The 14,582-nt window shown below is 64.7% G+C and carries 15 protein-coding genes; 9 read left to right on the top strand and 6 right to left on the bottom strand.

Annotated features, from left to right (window positions below):
- Positions 1 to 379: 379 nt before the first annotated feature.
- The 5 genes from ACLE20_RS00875 to ACLE20_RS00855 form a co-directional block, all read right to left on the bottom strand.
- Complete coding sequence (locus ACLE20_RS00875; RefSeq protein ID WP_410938368.1) at positions 380 to 877, bottom strand: hypothetical protein; 498 nt, start codon at positions 875 to 877, stop codon at positions 380 to 382.
- Positions 874 to 1,416, bottom strand: a complete 543-nt coding sequence (gene gspM, locus ACLE20_RS00870) for a type II secretion system protein GspM (protein WP_410938367.1) — start codon at positions 1,414 to 1,416, stop codon at positions 874 to 876. The genes ACLE20_RS00875 and gspM overlap by 4 nt, the downstream gene beginning before the upstream one ends.
- A complete protein-coding gene (locus tag ACLE20_RS00865; RefSeq protein WP_410938366.1) occupies positions 1,413 to 2,507 on the bottom strand; it encodes a PilN domain-containing protein in 1,095 nt (364 codons plus the stop codon). The genes gspM and ACLE20_RS00865 overlap by 4 nt, the downstream gene beginning before the upstream one ends.
- On the bottom strand, positions 2,504 to 4,168 hold the full coding sequence (locus ACLE20_RS00860) for a GspE/PulE family protein (RefSeq protein WP_410938365.1): 1,665 nt from the start codon (positions 4,166 to 4,168) through the stop codon (positions 2,504 to 2,506). The genes ACLE20_RS00865 and ACLE20_RS00860 overlap by 4 nt, the downstream gene beginning before the upstream one ends.
- A 140-nt stretch (positions 4,169 to 4,308) precedes the next feature.
- The gene (locus ACLE20_RS00855) at positions 4,309 to 5,214 is read right to left on the bottom strand and encodes a ferritin-like domain-containing protein (RefSeq protein WP_410938364.1); all 906 of its coding nucleotides are present in this window, start codon (positions 5,212 to 5,214) and stop codon (positions 4,309 to 4,311) included.
- A 408-nt stretch (positions 5,215 to 5,622) separates the two neighbouring features.
- Here ACLE20_RS00855 and gspD point away from each other — a divergent pair, with 408 nt between their 5' ends.
- Genes gspD through ACLE20_RS00815 form a run of 8 tightly spaced genes read left to right on the top strand, consistent with a single transcriptional unit; the run spans position 5,623 to position 12,697 of the window.
- Entirely contained in the window at positions 5,623 to 7,878 is a 2,256-nt protein-coding gene (gspD, locus tag ACLE20_RS00850) for a type II secretion system secretin GspD (RefSeq protein WP_410938363.1), read from the top strand.
- Positions 7,875 to 8,429: a prepilin peptidase gene (locus tag ACLE20_RS00845; protein WP_410938362.1), complete on the top strand. Its 555-nt coding sequence runs from the start codon at positions 7,875 to 7,877 to the stop codon at positions 8,427 to 8,429. The genes gspD and ACLE20_RS00845 overlap by 4 nt, the downstream gene beginning before the upstream one ends.
- A 33-nt stretch (positions 8,430 to 8,462) precedes the next feature.
- Entirely contained in the window at positions 8,463 to 9,674 is a 1,212-nt protein-coding gene (locus ACLE20_RS00840; protein WP_410938361.1) for a type II secretion system F family protein, read from the top strand.
- A gap of 2 nt (positions 9,675 to 9,676) precedes the next feature.
- Positions 9,677 to 10,144: a type II secretion system major pseudopilin GspG gene (gspG, locus tag ACLE20_RS00835; protein WP_410938360.1), complete on the top strand. Its 468-nt coding sequence runs from the start codon at positions 9,677 to 9,679 to the stop codon at positions 10,142 to 10,144.
- A complete protein-coding gene (locus ACLE20_RS00830) occupies positions 10,032 to 10,628 on the top strand; it encodes a prepilin-type N-terminal cleavage/methylation domain-containing protein (RefSeq protein WP_410938359.1) in 597 nt (198 codons plus the stop codon). The genes gspG and ACLE20_RS00830 overlap by 113 nt, the downstream gene beginning before the upstream one ends.
- Positions 10,615 to 11,046, top strand: a complete 432-nt coding sequence (locus ACLE20_RS00825) for a prepilin-type N-terminal cleavage/methylation domain-containing protein (RefSeq protein WP_410938358.1) — start codon at positions 10,615 to 10,617, stop codon at positions 11,044 to 11,046. Before ACLE20_RS00830 ends, ACLE20_RS00825 begins: the two co-directional genes overlap by 14 nt.
- On the top strand, positions 11,043 to 11,756 hold the full coding sequence (locus tag ACLE20_RS00820) for a type II secretion system protein J (RefSeq protein WP_410938357.1): 714 nt from the start codon (positions 11,043 to 11,045) through the stop codon (positions 11,754 to 11,756). Before ACLE20_RS00825 ends, ACLE20_RS00820 begins: the two co-directional genes overlap by 4 nt.
- Positions 11,757 to 11,785: 29 nt before the next feature.
- Positions 11,786 to 12,697, top strand: coding sequence for a general secretion pathway protein GspK (locus ACLE20_RS00815; RefSeq protein ID WP_410938356.1), 912 nt, complete (start codon positions 11,786 to 11,788; stop codon positions 12,695 to 12,697).
- A gap of 7 nt (positions 12,698 to 12,704) precedes the next feature.
- On the opposite strand, the gene ACLE20_RS00810 is transcribed toward ACLE20_RS00815, so the two are convergent.
- Positions 12,705 to 13,640 (bottom strand): AraC family transcriptional regulator, encoded by a 936-nt coding sequence (locus ACLE20_RS00810; protein WP_410938355.1) that lies wholly within the window; start codon positions 13,638 to 13,640, stop codon positions 12,705 to 12,707.
- Between the two features lie 96 nt (positions 13,641 to 13,736).
- Here ACLE20_RS00810 and ACLE20_RS00805 point away from each other — a divergent pair, with 96 nt between their 5' ends.
- Complete coding sequence (locus tag ACLE20_RS00805) at positions 13,737 to 14,492, top strand: SDR family oxidoreductase (protein WP_410938354.1); 756 nt, start codon at positions 13,737 to 13,739, stop codon at positions 14,490 to 14,492.
- Positions 14,493 to 14,582 lie beyond the last annotated feature (90 nt).

Below are 14,582 nucleotides of genomic sequence, written 5' to 3'. Positions count from 1 at the left end.
GATCCGCGTTGACCTGCTCCCCTGTTTGTCCGCGTTTATAAGTTAGCTCTGTTCAGGTTCTGGTCCTGTCGAGACCGGGTTGCAAACTCAGAGCCGCGCAGCCGTGAAGCGCCGTGACGATCCGGGTAAGGCCGGGCCACGCAGCTTGTTCTTTGTCCCCGACGTGGAAAACCACCAAGGTTCTCGGGCATTGCCGATCAACTCTGGTTCACCGGAAATGCCTTAACTTCGTGTCTTAACCGCATGATCCGACGCCGAAGCGATCTCGCTTCGGTCGGAAATTCAGGTGCAGGTCACGTTCAGGACGGAACGCGACGTGATGGTCCAGCTGTTCGGAATGTCGGGCGTTTGCCACGCTGGAACCGGCCGCGTCCACTGATCAGGGCTCATCTCGAGAGAAGATACGGATCCGTCTGGTCTCGCCGTCTTTCGACAGGGCGACTTCGGTCCGAGAGATCTCATCGACGCTCCAGCCATCGATCATATCGTGCTCTCGCACCGTGACCGTCGTCTGAGTGGCTTCGTCCCGCAGCTGCGCGGAGGCGCCGGCGGGGGTCAGGATGACGCCGAGGAGCTGTCGGACGGGCTCGGTTGCGGTGATCGCGGGCTCTTCCTCGGGGTCCGGTGGCGCCTTGTCGAGGCCAGGGTCTTCCGGTCTTCGCCGGTTGCTGGAAAAGAGCGGCCGATCGCGGAAGGCGGAGAGGCTCGATGGATCGATCGCAGACAGGGGGTTCAGGGATGGGGTGTTTGAGGCGGGCATGTCCGGTGTCTGCGCGCGTGCGAGGTTTGCCGTTACCCCGGCGGTCGGCCCGGCCAGGAGAAGGATGGCCAGCAGGAGCGAGGATCGCGGCACTTGACGTGCCTGGGTCGTCATCATGGGCCCAGCTCTCTCCAGTGCGCGACCACCTTCAGGTCAGCCCGCAGGGTCTGTTGCTCCGTCTCTGAGCCTTCGGACCTGCGAAGCGACAGCGTCTCCACGGTCATCAGAGGGAGGCCGCTTTCCATCTGGTAGAGCAGGATCAAGAGGCCGTCATTGTCGATCTCCAGCGTCGCGCTCAAGCTCAGAAAGCTTGGATCATCGTCTCCGGAGGATGCGTCGGCGGTTTCGATCACCCGTCCCTTGGCATCGGAAATCAGTGTGACGACCTGCTCTCGAAACGCCGCAAGCGCGCCGGTCCGGGTGGCGCTTCGCACGAAGACCGTGTCCATCGCGGTTCCGTCCAGCGATCCCGTCTGCCGTTCCGCCTTCCGCATGATCGCCGCCGTCTGCATTCCGATTTCCGCGGTCTCCAGATCCATATCGGCCGCATCGAGACTGTTGAGGCAGGCCATGGTCCCGAACAGGAGCGGCAGCCCGATGAAACAGAGGATCGCGATGATCCGGGTCATGCGCGAGCTTGGCGGCGCGGTCGTCATGGCGCAGTCGCCCCCGTCGTCTCAGCCCCACCGCTCTCGTCCGCCTTTGCTGTGCGGATGACGGAAATATCGAACCGATCGCGGCCGTCGTCCTGACGAACCACCGGTGCGGCAAAGGAGGCCTGGGCGAGCCCGTCCTCCGCCTCGACGAGGCCGATAAGCGCGGAGGCCTGGCTGGAGGTTCCGGTCAAGCGCAGGGCCCCAGGCTGGATGTCGAGCCCATCCAGGACCGTATCGTCCGGAAGCAGCGCCGAGAGACGGTCTATGATGTGGAATCGCGCCTCTTCCGGTCTTTTGCTTGCCAGCAATGCCTGCGTGATGTCCTTGTCCCGCTCGCCGGCGGCAGCGACGATGCGGCTTCGAATGGCAGCGAGATGCGCCGCAGCCTCGTCGCGCCGCTCGGCTGAATTGCTGATGGCGATCAGGCTGAATGCGTAGGCAAGGATCGACAGGGTCATCGCCGCGCCCGTCACCTGAAGAACCCGCACCCGCCGGTGCTGGCGTGCGCCATCCGTGGCCTTGCCGAGAAGGTTGATCGCGCTTGGCTGGTCAGGGGGAATATCGGCAACACTGACCTGCGTCGGGGTCAGCCCCATCCGGGCGAGGCGATCCATTCTTTCCTCGACGATCGCTCGCGCGGTCGCCAGGAAGGCAATGCCGATCTGCCCGGCCTCATCCGGTTTCGCCGCGGCGGCGTAGGCATAGGCGCACATTTCGGGCGGCCAGGGGGACAGGCGATCGAGGCGGCTCTCGACGATGTCCGCCGCGAAGGATGCCGCACTGGCGGGGATGCTGAACGCCGAGCGGACGACATGGTCGGGGTGCAAGCGAAGCTCGACCGTCTGTCCATTCGAAGTCAGCCGGCGCCGCGTCTGATCGTCCAGCCGATCGATGCGGCCATAGTCTCTGGTCGCGCCGCGCTCTGCGCGATAGACGAGGAAAGCGTCGTCGCCTGCCTCGACCACGATCCACCGCCGCGCATGCTGGACGGCGTTCAACAGCGGGTCCAGGACCGCGAGAAAGGCATCGACAAGCGGGGCGAACAGCAGCATGCGGCGCGCCATCGCCACGGTCCAGGCTCTCTGCTTCATCCCGCTGCCCCGACGACTTCCTCAACCGTCGTCAGCCCCGTCGCACATTTCGCGAGACCGTCCTCGATCATCAGGGTCATGCCGTCGGCGCGGGCATGTTGGGCGATCCTGTGCGGGTCCGGCGCCTGGCGGATCATGTCACGCAGGGCTTGATCGGCGCGCATCACTTCGAAGATCGCGATACGCCCGCGATAGCCTGTCTGCCCGCAGGCCTCGCAGCCCTCAGCGGAAAAGAACGTGCCCGCGCGGGGCAGTTTCAGGCCGCGCTCGCTCGCCAGTCTTTCCGCGCCGCGCGCGGCGTCTTCGTCTGCCACCTTGCAGCGATCGCACAGGCGCCGCACCAGGCGCTGGCCGAGAACGCCGCGGAGACTCGAGGCGAGAAGGTAAGGCTCGACACCCATATCGATCAACCGCACCACGGCGTCGCTTGCAGAATTGGTGTGCAGCGTCGTCATGACGAGGTGGCCGGTGAGAGCTGCCTGGATGCCGATCGCCGCCGTTTCGCCATCCCGCATTTCCCCGACCATGATGATGTCGGGGTCGTGACGCAGGAAGGACCGCAGAGCCGAGGCGAAGGTCAGCCCGATCGTCGGCTTGATCTGCGTCTGGTGGATGCCGGCGATCTGGTATTCGACGGGATCTTCGACCGTCATGATCTTCCGGCTCGGATCGTTCAGGAGCGACATTGCGGTGGCGAGCGTCGTCGTCTTGCCGCTGCCGGTCGGTCCGGTGACGATGACGATCCCGTGCGGCTCTGCGAGCAGTGCCTCGAACGCCCGCTGATCATGGGCACTCATGCCCATTCGTCCGAGTTCGAGCAGTTTTGCATCGCGCAGGAGAATGCGCAGCACGGCCGTCTCGCCATGGAGGGTCGGCATGACGGCCACGCGGAGATCGGCTTCGGAATTGCCGATCCGCACATTGGCGCGGCCGTCCTGAGGCAGGCGCCGATCGGCGATATCCAGGCCGGCAAGGATCTTGATGCGCGAGATGACGGCGGGCGCCATGCTGACCGGCAGTCTCTGGTCCTTGCGCAGATATCCATCGACCCTGAAGCGGATGCGCAGGTGATCGCGCTCCGTCTCCATGTGGATATCCGTGGCACCCACCCCGATGGCGCGTTCGAGAATGTCATCGATCAGTCGGACGACGGGGGCGCCCCGTGCCAGGTCCTGAATCGTCTCGAGTGAATCGGCCAGCGGATCCGGGGCGGGGGTTTCGAGGGCTGCAACACCGCTGTCCGGTTCCACCTCGGCTGCCGCGCGCTCGAAGAGCAGCTCGATTTCCTCGAAGGACAGGACCTGCAGGGCGGCCGCCTGTCCGAGGGCCAGCTGAAGCGCCTTCAAGGCCTCGGTGCGTCCGGGGTCGGCGACGGCGCAGGCGATTGTGCCGCCATGATCGAAAGGGAAGAGATGCGCGTCTCTGAGATAGCGGCGCGAGAGACGCGTCAGCAGATGGGGGTGGCTGGAGACGTCTTCGAAGCGGCCTCTCGGCAAGGCATGGAGATCCGAGAGCACGTCCGCGATATGCGCCGCCGTTGCCGCGCCGGCCCGCCAGAGTTCTTCCGGCGATGCGCCGCTGTCCTTGCCGCCATTCAGGCGCGTGCCAAGGGCGCGAGATCGGTCGCGCGCGTCCTGCTCCCCAGCTGTTACGATCTGCATGGGCGAGCCTCCAAATGCGGGCGGGCATTCGAAATCAGTTCAACGTTCCCCTTGAAGCGCATTGTGCCGCCGTATCGCAAAAAGGCAACCCGCGACGAACGCGGGTTGCCGAGATCATCGTACCAGGTGAACCGTCAGGTTCAGGCAATCGCCCCGTTCAGTTTGCGCGGGAAGAAGCTTGCCTCGCTGGCCTGCTCACCGAGATAGACGATGTTGAGAACCTGCTGGGGCGTCCGGCTGAAGGCGATGCCGTTGGCGTCGGTGGGCACGATATTTCCGTCCGAAGCCGTGCCGATCCCCTGATCGAGATCGGACGCGCCGTCCAGGCTGTCTCTGGCGTTCGAGATGGCTTGCGCCTGCTTGAAGAGACCGCGCGAAGCGAGAGCGCCACGGATGGCTCCAGCATGGTAAGCTTCCACTGCCAGAATGCCGGCTGCGGCTTCGAGATAGTCCTTGTTCTCGATGAAGCGTGCGGCGCCCTTATAGGCAGTGACGCCGACATCTTCGAAGATGAACGCGGCCAGGAGGAAGTTGTCTTCATTCGCGAAGGCGTCGAACTCGGTCTTGTTGTCGACGAGGCCAGCGGCGCGGGCCGCTGCGGTGAAGCTCGAGCGCAGGTTGATCGCCGGACGGGCGACCTTGGCGGAGCCGAGAGCCTTGCGGAGAAACTGCACATGGGAGCGCTCGTCGCGAGCGATTTCCTGCGCATATTCGAGGATAAGGCGGGTCTTGAAATCGACCTTCTTGCCCCCGATCACGCCGCCCGGACGTCCGGAGCCGGTGACATCGCCGTCGTCCAGGCGCCGACCGAAGGCGGCGATGAAGTAGAACTCGGCCTCGAGATATTCGAGGTTCAGCGCGAAGTTCAAGATTGCGGCGTCGTTGATTTCCTGAGCCGCAGCCTCGCCGGGAAGTCCTGTCACCCCGATTGCTGCTGCACCAGCTGCCATGACCCCGGCTGTCCGCAGGAAGGCGCGGCGGCCAGCCTGCAGGTCCAACGTGTTGAGGTCGATTTGCGCCTCTTCACCCTGTTTCAGAAAAGTCATTCCCATCTCCCATTTGTTCTTCAAGCATCTGCGTCTGGATTAATGACCCCGGACCTTTCCGCGATCTCCGCCAGCCGTGAACGCGCTCAATCAACCGGTCTGCAACAATCTGTCCCTGTCCCCGTGCCGTTTGAATGGACCGAGCGAGAGCGGGATGCGGCTTACCGCGACGTCCCCCACCATTGCCGACGCTCAAGCGACGAGTGCGCTCCGGCAAAAGTTTCAGTGGCTTTCATATTTATTAAGACGGCGCGCTCTTGCGTCGGAGCATGGGCAAAGTCAGGGTCAGCCAGGTGGGAAAGCGTCTGCTGACAACTGCGCACGATTAACGTCTGAGGCTGAAACTCTTTCAGCACTGCTTACGTAGACGTTCGGAGGGCGTGCAAGGTACAGGCGCATAAGGCGCTGGTGACCCTGCGGCGGGGTGGCAGACTGCGCGAACAGAGAGTTGGGATGGGGCAGCTGCATGGAGGGCCGGGCAGTCATGCCGGAGGCGAGGCGAAGGTGCCGTCATTGATCCAGCGTTATCAGGTCCTGTTTCTTGGCGCAGTGTTGTGTCTTTCCGGTTGCCAGACGGGAGATGAAGCCAATGTGCAGGAGTCGGCCTTTGCCGGGGGTGCCGTCTTCAGCAATCTCCAGGCCCGCAACCCGACCGGAAAGAGCCAGGACGGCTCTTCGGCGCCGCGGCCGCGCCGTGGGGGAACGCAGGTCTATGGTCCCGAGCCCGGGCTCACGCCTGTCGCCGCATCCGATGGGGAGGAGGCCGGCGAGTTTTCGCTGAACTTCGAGAATACCGATATCAAGGACGTTGCCCGCGCCGTGCTCAACGACGCGCTGCACGTCAACTACACGATCAGCGGTGACCTCGCGGGTCCCGTGACGATTTCGACAGCGCGGCCAGTCACCCGCGAGGCTCTTCTCTCTGTGCTCGAAGCCTCGCTCTCGTCCTTTAATTTTTCCCTTGTCAAAGCAGGCGGCAGCTATCGCATCGTTGCAAGCGGAAGTTCGAGCGGATCGGTGGATCTGGGGTCGCAGACGCGTGCTGGATACGGGGTTTCGGTTGTTCCCCTGAAATTCGTTTCGGCGCAGAACATGCTTCAGCTTCTCTCGGGCTTTGTGGCACAAGCCGATGGCTTACGCGTCGGTGTGGCCGGCAACAGCGTCATTATACGCGGATCCGGAACGCAACGCAGGGAAGCGGTGGACGCTGTCCTGTCGTTCGATTCCGATTTCATGCAGCATCAGTCCGTTGCGATCTTCCGGCTTACCGAGGCCCGGCCGGAGCAGGTTGTTCCTGAGCTTGAGCGCATCTTCAATGCGAAAGGCGAGGGCGGGGCAATACAGTTCCGCCCGATCAATCGGGTGCGTGGCGTGATGGCGATTTCCCAGAATCGCAGCCTCCTCAAGCGTGCGGAAGGTTGGGTGCGGCGCCTTGACCAGCAAGACGGGGGCGCAGGCGAGAACGTCGTCGTCTACAAGGCTCGCTATCGCAAGGCGGCCGAGCTGGCAGCCGTCATGACCAATCTGTTCGGTGGAGGCGGTGGCTCCGCACGTGCGGTTCGAGATCAGCCGATGCCGGAAGCCCCCCCTGTCGATGCCCCGCTTTCGGATACAGACCCGTCAAGCTCCGGCCTTGCGAGCTCCGCCGACGCGCGCGTTGCCTCGGCATTCTCTCCGGTCGAAGGCGATGGTTTTGCCAACAGCGGCATTCCGAATGTCGTTGACCTGACGACCAGCGAGACGGCGACGCAGGCCTCACCCATCCGCATCAGCGCTGACCCATCCAACAATTCCGTCGTCATCTACGGTGACTCCGATAGGGCCGCGGAGATCATGCAAACTCTGCAGAGACTGGATGCGACGCCGGTGCAGGTGGCGATCAATGTCACGATCGCCGAGGTGCGGCTGACGAAGGATCTGAAGTACGGTGTCCAGTACTTCATCAACAGCAAGAATCTGGGGCTCGGGAAAGACAACGGATCCGTCAGTCTGGTGGATCAGGCCAGCTCCGTCCTCAAGCGTCAGATCCCCGGCCTCAACTTCGTCATCGGCTCCAATGCCGACCCGGACGTCATCATCTCGGCGCTCGATGTGATCGGCGATGTCGAGGTGCTCTCGTCGCCCTCGCTCGTCGTTCTCGAAAATCAGACCGCGACCCTGCAGGTCGGCGACGAGGTTCCGATCACCACCCGTCAGTCGCAGAGTCTGGAGAGCGGCGTCGCCCCGGTTATCAACCAGGTCGAGTTCAAGAACACCGGCATCATCCTGAATGTTACCCCCCGGATCAGCCAGAACGATGCGGTCACCATGCAGATCGAGCAGGAAATCTCGAACGTTTCCAGCGGCGCCAATACGCTGACGCCGACGATCTCGAAGCGGCGAATCCAAAGCCAGATCTCCGTCAACGACCAGCAGACCGTCCTGCTCGGCGGCTTGATTAGCACCGGGACGAGCCAGGACAAGAGTGGCGTGCCGGGTGCCCACCGCATGCGGGTCTTCGGCGGCCTGTTCGGCAACACGCAGAAGGCGGCGTCGCGAACGGAACTCATCGTCCTCATTCGTCCCGTCATCATCCGCGATGCGCAGGATGCGGCCAATGTTGCCGAGAGCCTGCGATCGCAGATGTACGTCATCGGAAGCCGAGGCGGAGGCTCGCTCAAATGATCCTGTTGGAAAGCCGGGCAGACATTGCCGTCGCCTTCATCGGCCTGCTGCTCGGCTCGGCGATCGTCGCCGGCATCGATGGCCTTTTCATCCAGGCCGGCATTGCGTTCGTTATCGCCATGTCCGCCTGGATTGCCTGGACGGATGCGCGGACCTTCACGATTCCGGACGGCGCCCTGTTGGCCATTGCGATCGTCGGCGCGGCGCTGCGTCTGAACGCCTCGGCCGATCCGGCGGAGGCCAGTCTGCGCATCCTGATCGACCTCCTTGTCTGTGGCGGCGCGCTCTTCGCGCTGCGCGAGGCCTACTACCGCATGAGGGGCTATGACGGCCTCGGCTTCGGGGATGTGAAGCTCGCGGCAACGGGCGGCGTCCTGATCGGTGCCGTCAACTTCTCGCATGCCCTTCTGGCGGCGAGCCTTTTCGGCCTCGTCCTGTTGCTCGCGCGTCCGCGCAATGGGGGCGATCTGTCGATGGTCAAGCTCCCCTTCGGGCTCGTGCTCGCGCCGGCCTGTGCAGCGGTGTTCATCGTCTCGACGGCCGGCTGGTAGGTCATGCGGTCGGGAAAGGTCGAGGACTGAGGAATGGGCCTTTACGCCTACAAGGCGCTCGATGCGGAGGGCGCGATGATCGCCGGAACGATGGAAGCGTCCGGCCGCATCGAGGTGCTTGCGCATCTTGAACGTCGCGATGCGACGCTCATCTCTTTGAGCGAAACGGACGGCGAAGGCAAACGAACCTGGCGCGACCATCTGGCCTTCGAGCCGGCATCCGAGGACATTACCGGGTTCACGGTCGATCTTGCCATGCTCCTGAAAGGCGGCGTGACGCTGAATGATGCGCTGCTCATTCTCACGCAGATGGAAACGCGGCGATGGCTGGTGCGGCTCGTGAAGACCCTTCACCTCGGTCTGTCCAGCGGGCGCCCGTTCTCCAAGGTTCTGGCCGATCATCCGAGGCTCTTCTCGCCTCTCTATGTCAGCATGATCGAGGTGGCCGAGGTGTCCGGCCGGCTCGAGGAAGCGCTCACCAGCATCGCGACCGAGCGTCAACGCACGGAACGCCTGCGCAAGCGGCTCGTCTCGGCGCTCGCCTATCCCGCCTTCCTCGCCGTTGCGGCGCTGGCCGTCCTCGTCTTTGTGCTTCTCTACATCATCCCGCAGTTCGAAGGGGCGATCGCCGGTTTCCGGGACCGGATCTCGCCATCGGCGCTCTTCGTCTTCGAGCTGTCGGAGACGTTCCGCGCCAATCTCGACACGATCATCATCGCCGCGGTGCTCCTCCTGCTCGCCGTCATCGGCATCAAGCAATTTGCGAAGAAGCAGCCGCTGTGGATCGCGATCCTTTCCCGCACGCCGCTCACAGCCCGCATCGTCACGACGCATATGACGCTGACCTTCTGTCGCACGCTCGAGATCCTGCTGAACAACGGTGTCGATATTTCCCAGACCCTCCGGCTGATCCGCGGCATGATCACGCTGCCGCGGGCGGCCGAGAAGATGGATGGCGTCATCGCCGACGTCCGAAGCGGCAAGCGTCTCTCCCAGGCCCTGGCTGTCCAGAAGCTGCTCCCGTCGCATGTCGTGCAGATGCTGCGTGTCGGGGAGGAGACGGGCAACCTGGCCGACAGCGCCGGGCGCGTCGCCGGCTTCTATGAAAACAAGCTCGACGCCGCGCTGGGACGACTGACCGCTGTCGCCGGCCCGGTTTTGATGATGGGCGTGAGCATGCTGATCGGTTGGCTGATCCTGTCGATCATGAGCGCTCTGATGAGCATTAACGATATGCTGGTGTGACGATGACAAAGAAACAAAACGCCTCGATCGCGATCGAACGGCCTGCGGCACCGAAGCCGCGCGACCGGTCGGGCGGCTTCACGCTCGTGGAACTGCTCGTGGTCCTTGTCATCCTCGGCCTGGTGATGACCCTGGTCGGTCCGCGCGTCCTCAATTACCTGACCAGCTCCCGTACCCGGGCCGCTGCCCTGCAGCTGAACAGCTTCAAATCCTCGCTCGACCTCTTCTTCCTCGATATGGGGCGCTACCCGTCGAAGGCGGAAGGGCTGCAGGCCCTGGTCGTCAAGCCCGCCTCGGCAACGGCCTGGGCCGGCCCCTATATCCAGCAGCCGAGCATCCCCGCTGATCCCTGGGGCAATGCCTACCAATATACCGTGCCCGGCAACAAGTCGGCCTATACCCTGTCCTCGTTCGGGGCAGACGGCGTTGCCGGAGGGAGCGGTGCCGATGCCGACATCGTCGTCAACTAGCGCCCCCGGGCCGGCTCAGGGTCATCCATCGGTCGCCGCCAGGCGCGTCCGCTCGGCGCCCAATGCGGGATTTTCAATGATCGAGGTCGTGCTGGGCCTCGTCATCTTCGGCCTTCTCGCTTCGCTCGGCCTCCCGTTCCTCCGCGCCCGCTCGGGAGATGCGGCGCTTCGCAGCACGGCGACCGAGATCGTTGCCGTAATGCGCGCCGAGCGCAATGCCGCGCTTCGCACGGGGACCGCGTCCTCGGTCGTCGTCGATCCGGCGAGGGGTGTTCTCCGCACGTCATCCTCCACCCTCCGTCTCGCTCCCGGCATGACGGTGCAGTCCGAGCCGCAGGAACGCAGCCGCTTCCTCTTCACGCCCGACGGCAAAGTGACCGGCGGCGTTCTGGTCGTTCGATCCAACAACCGGCAGGTCCGCATTCTCGTCGAGAGCCAGACCGCGATCGTCACCGCAGGATCCGTCGGCAATGTCGCCTTCTAGCCCGATGACCCCGAAACCCGGTGGTCGGCTTGCGGGCCGGGATGGCTTCACGCTCATCGAGGTTCTGGTCGCCTTTCTCGTCTTGGCAGCCACCATGATCGCCCTGCAAAAGGCTGTCAGCACGTCTGTCCAGATGTCGGCGCGCGTCGACGAGCGCATGAGGGCACAGCATGTTGCCGAAAGCTTGATGACCGCCCCTTTGGGGGCAGGGGCCATCGGCGAGCAGTCCGGCACCCTGGATGGGCTGCGCTGGACGATTGCCCTGCGTCGCCTCGATCTTCCCTTCCCAACGGCCGTGGCGATGGACGGCACCCGTCCGAAATACCGCCCCGTGCGCGTCTTGATCGCGGTCTCTCTCCCCTCGGGCGGCGCGCTTCGGGTCGAGGTGGTGCGGCTGCTGCGGGAGACGAGCACGTGAGGCGGCGGAGCACGAGCGGCCGCGAGGGGTTCATTCTCGCAGAAGCGCTGGTTTCCATGGCGATCAGCGCATTCGTCCTCATTGCGCTCATGTCGCTGGTCTCGATGGTCACCCGCGCCTCCACGCGCCTTTCCGCCGCCAACCTCGAGGTCGAGACGCAGACGCGCACGTTCGCGACCCTCTCGCATGATCTGGAAGCGATCGCACCCCTGCGATGGGCCGGGCCGGGCGCGGGTTTCATCTTCCGCGGGCGACCAGACTCCCTGATCTTCGCCCGGCAGCCATCATCTCCCGCCGAGCCCAATGAGTTCGTCAGGCTGACATCGACTGGCACGGCACTCAGCGAAGAGCGGGGACCCCTTCCGCCGGATGCGACGGCACTGCCGATCGCCGCGTCTGCCACCCAAGTTCAGAAGCGCTACGTGGCCCGCTTTGCCTATTTCGGCCGCGGTGACGGAGCGACGGAGGTCCTTCTCGATCGCTGGGAGAGGGCGGACGAGATGCCTGTCGCCATTCGTGTGTCGCTCTTCACGGCGAACGGTTCGCCCGCCGGTGCGCTCCGCATCCCGATCCGCATTACGGGAGAGATCGGCTGTGCCATAGGCGGGACATGCGGAAACCAGCAGGACGACGCCGACCGGCCGGCGGATACAGAGCAGACAGCGGATCCCGAGGATACGCGCGGCTGGCTGCGCTACCTCAGCCGATGAAGAGGCGCGGGCAGATCGGCAGGGGGCTGGTGGGTGATCGACGCAAAAGCGGCATGCGGCTAAACGACCGGCAGACCGATGGATACATCCTCGTCTCCGTTCTCGTTGTGATTGCCGTGGCGGCGGGGCTCGTATCCTCGATCCTGCTGCTCGGCCGCAGTTCCATCGACAGTCTCGAAACCACGGGAAAGGAGATCCGGGAAAAGGCACTCCTCGATTCCGCGACGGCGATTGTCGGCTTCGAGCTCACACAGCTGAAGCGGCCCTGGCGCGAGGTCGACGGTCAACAGCTGCGTCTCGACGGGGGTGAGGTCCTGGTTCGCGTGGAAAGCACCGAGGGGAAGGTGGATCTCAACGCATCGGGCAAAACGCTGCTGGCCGCTGCCTACCGTGCGGCAGGGCTAAGCCGTCTGGTGCCGGAGGAATTTGCCGACCGGGTGATCGATTGGCGCGACGGGGACGATGAGCCGCGTCGTCTCGGAGCGGAGACATCCGCCTCTCTCGATGCTGGCGCCTCGACGCGGCCGCGCAACGGCGACTTCCGCAGCCTTGCCGATCTTTCATCCGTCTTGGGCGTCGAGCCGGCAGACCTCGAGCAGCTTCGTCCCTTTGTCACCGTCTTCAATCCGAACGGGCGCATCTCGCCGCTGCTGGCCTCCGAAGCTCTGCTCGCGCAGCTCCCCGGGGTGACCGCACAAAGCATGAAGGACATCGCAGCCGCACGACGTGCGGGGGAAAACGGGATCGCCGACCTGGCGAACCTGCTCCTTGTCCAATCTGCCTTGATCACCCTGACGCCTCCCCAGACCTTTGACGTCACGATCACGGTCAACACCGGGCTCGAACGCGGACAGCGCCGCGCGAACCTCGTCCTCTCCGCCGACCCTAACAACCTCCAGCCATTCAGAACGCTTTTCTGGGCGTGGTCTTCATCGCCGTGACGCCTCTTCAGGGAGCGGCTGCTTGCAGATCTGTCGTTCCCCCGTTCGACAGGACAGGCTTGGGTCCACGCGCGTAAGCCGTCGGCGATAGTCCGACCTGGCGGGCGAAGGCCGTGCTGAAGGTGCTCTGCGCGCTATAGCCGATGCGCGCCGCAACCTCGCCGACGCTCAAGCCGCGCCGCAGGAAGTCCATGGCGAGGACCATGCGCCAGCGCAGCAGGTAGGTCATCGGCGCGACCCCGACCTCCTGGCGAAACCGGTCGCAGAAGACCGTGCGTGACAGGGCTGCCTCGCGCGCCAGCGCAGTCAGCGTCCAGGCCCTCGTCGGCTCGCCATGCATCCGGCGCAGTGCCACAGCCAGCCGCTCGTCGCTCAAGCCGCGCAGGAGACCCGGCGCAGCCCCGAGTTCCCCGGCCGAGCGAAACGCCTCGATCAACAGCACCTCGAGCAGGCGGGCGAGCACCGCATCGCGTCCGGGCCGCTCTGCGCGGGCTTCCTCGTTGAGAAGCTCTACCAGCGTCGTCAACCGCCGGCCGCCGCGCACGACCACCAGTTCGGGCAAGAGCGAGACCAGAAGCAGGGCGTCGTCGGAGCGGAAGGCGCAATAGCCGATCATCATGCGCGTGTCCTCCGCGCCCGCGGCACCGAGATGGAACACGCCCGGACGGATTTCCACCGGCTCGTCGGGCATCCCGACGGCGGGATGTGTGCCGCTCCTCACTTCGAGGTCGTCGGTGGCGGGAAGCAGGACGAAGTCGCCTTTGCCGAGATGCAAAGGCAGCCGACCGGAGAGCCGCAGCTCGAGATCCCCCTCCAGCACCGCTGCATAGAATGGGCCCCTTTTGGGTGGTCGGACGGAAAAGGGGCTGGTGGCGGTCACCAGCTTCGAAAACGAGGCACTCGGCTGCAGCAGCGCGATCACCTGGGTCAGCGGATCAATCAAAGCCGGACGATCTCCAACGTAGGACGGACGATCCAGCGTAGCACATCCGGCGCGCGCAGCCTACCTCAGGCGCATCCCAACCAGGAGCCTTGACCCATGCAAACTGTTCTCATCACCGGTTGCTCGACCGGCTTCGGCCGCGAAATTGCGGTTCGCTTCCTTGCCGAAGGCTGGCGGGTAGTTGCCACAATGCGCGACCCCTCCGCCAATACGCTGCCCGAATCCGAGCAGCTGCGCGTCCTGCCGCTCGACATCACGGAGGCCGCCAGCATCCAAAACGCGGTCGCCGAGGCGGGGGCGGTGGATGTGCTCGTCAACAATGCCGGGATCGGCTGGCTGAATGCCGTGGAAGGCACCTCCATGGACGTCGTGCGCCGCATCTTCGAGACCAATACCTTCGGCGTGATCGCCGCCATGCAGGCGGTGCTGCCCGGCATGCGCGAGCGCCGCTCCGGCGTCATCGTCAACGTGAGCTCGAGCGTGACGCTGAAGCCGCTGCCTTTGCTGTCGGTTTATCGCGCGAGCAAGGCAGCGGTGAACGCGCTGACCGAGGCGGCGGCCCTGGAACTGGCCCCCTTCGGCATCCGCGTCGCCGCGGTCCTGCCCGGCGCTGCACCGAGCACCCGCTTCGGCACGAACGCGCGGGCGCAGATCGCGGCGAATGGCGGGTTTCACCAGGCCTATGCCGACTTCACGCAACAGACCCTCGCCCGCATGCAGGACGCCGCCAACGGCCCCGTAACCACCTCCGAGGATGTCGCCGAGGCTGTGTTCCAAGCGGCGACCGATCCCAACACGCCCCGCCTCCTCCCCGCCGGCGCCGACGCCGTCGCCTGGTTTGAGGGTCGCTAGTTGGACGGCAACCGAGCGCCCTCGCGCGGCGCTCGGTCGTCGGGAATAGATTTAGTGGCGATGGAACTGAGGCGTCTTGACGGCCGCGCT

It is taken from the genome of Rhizobium sp. YIM 134829, assembly GCF_046546455.1.
This window is presented reverse-complemented; position numbering and strand designations above follow the sequence as displayed.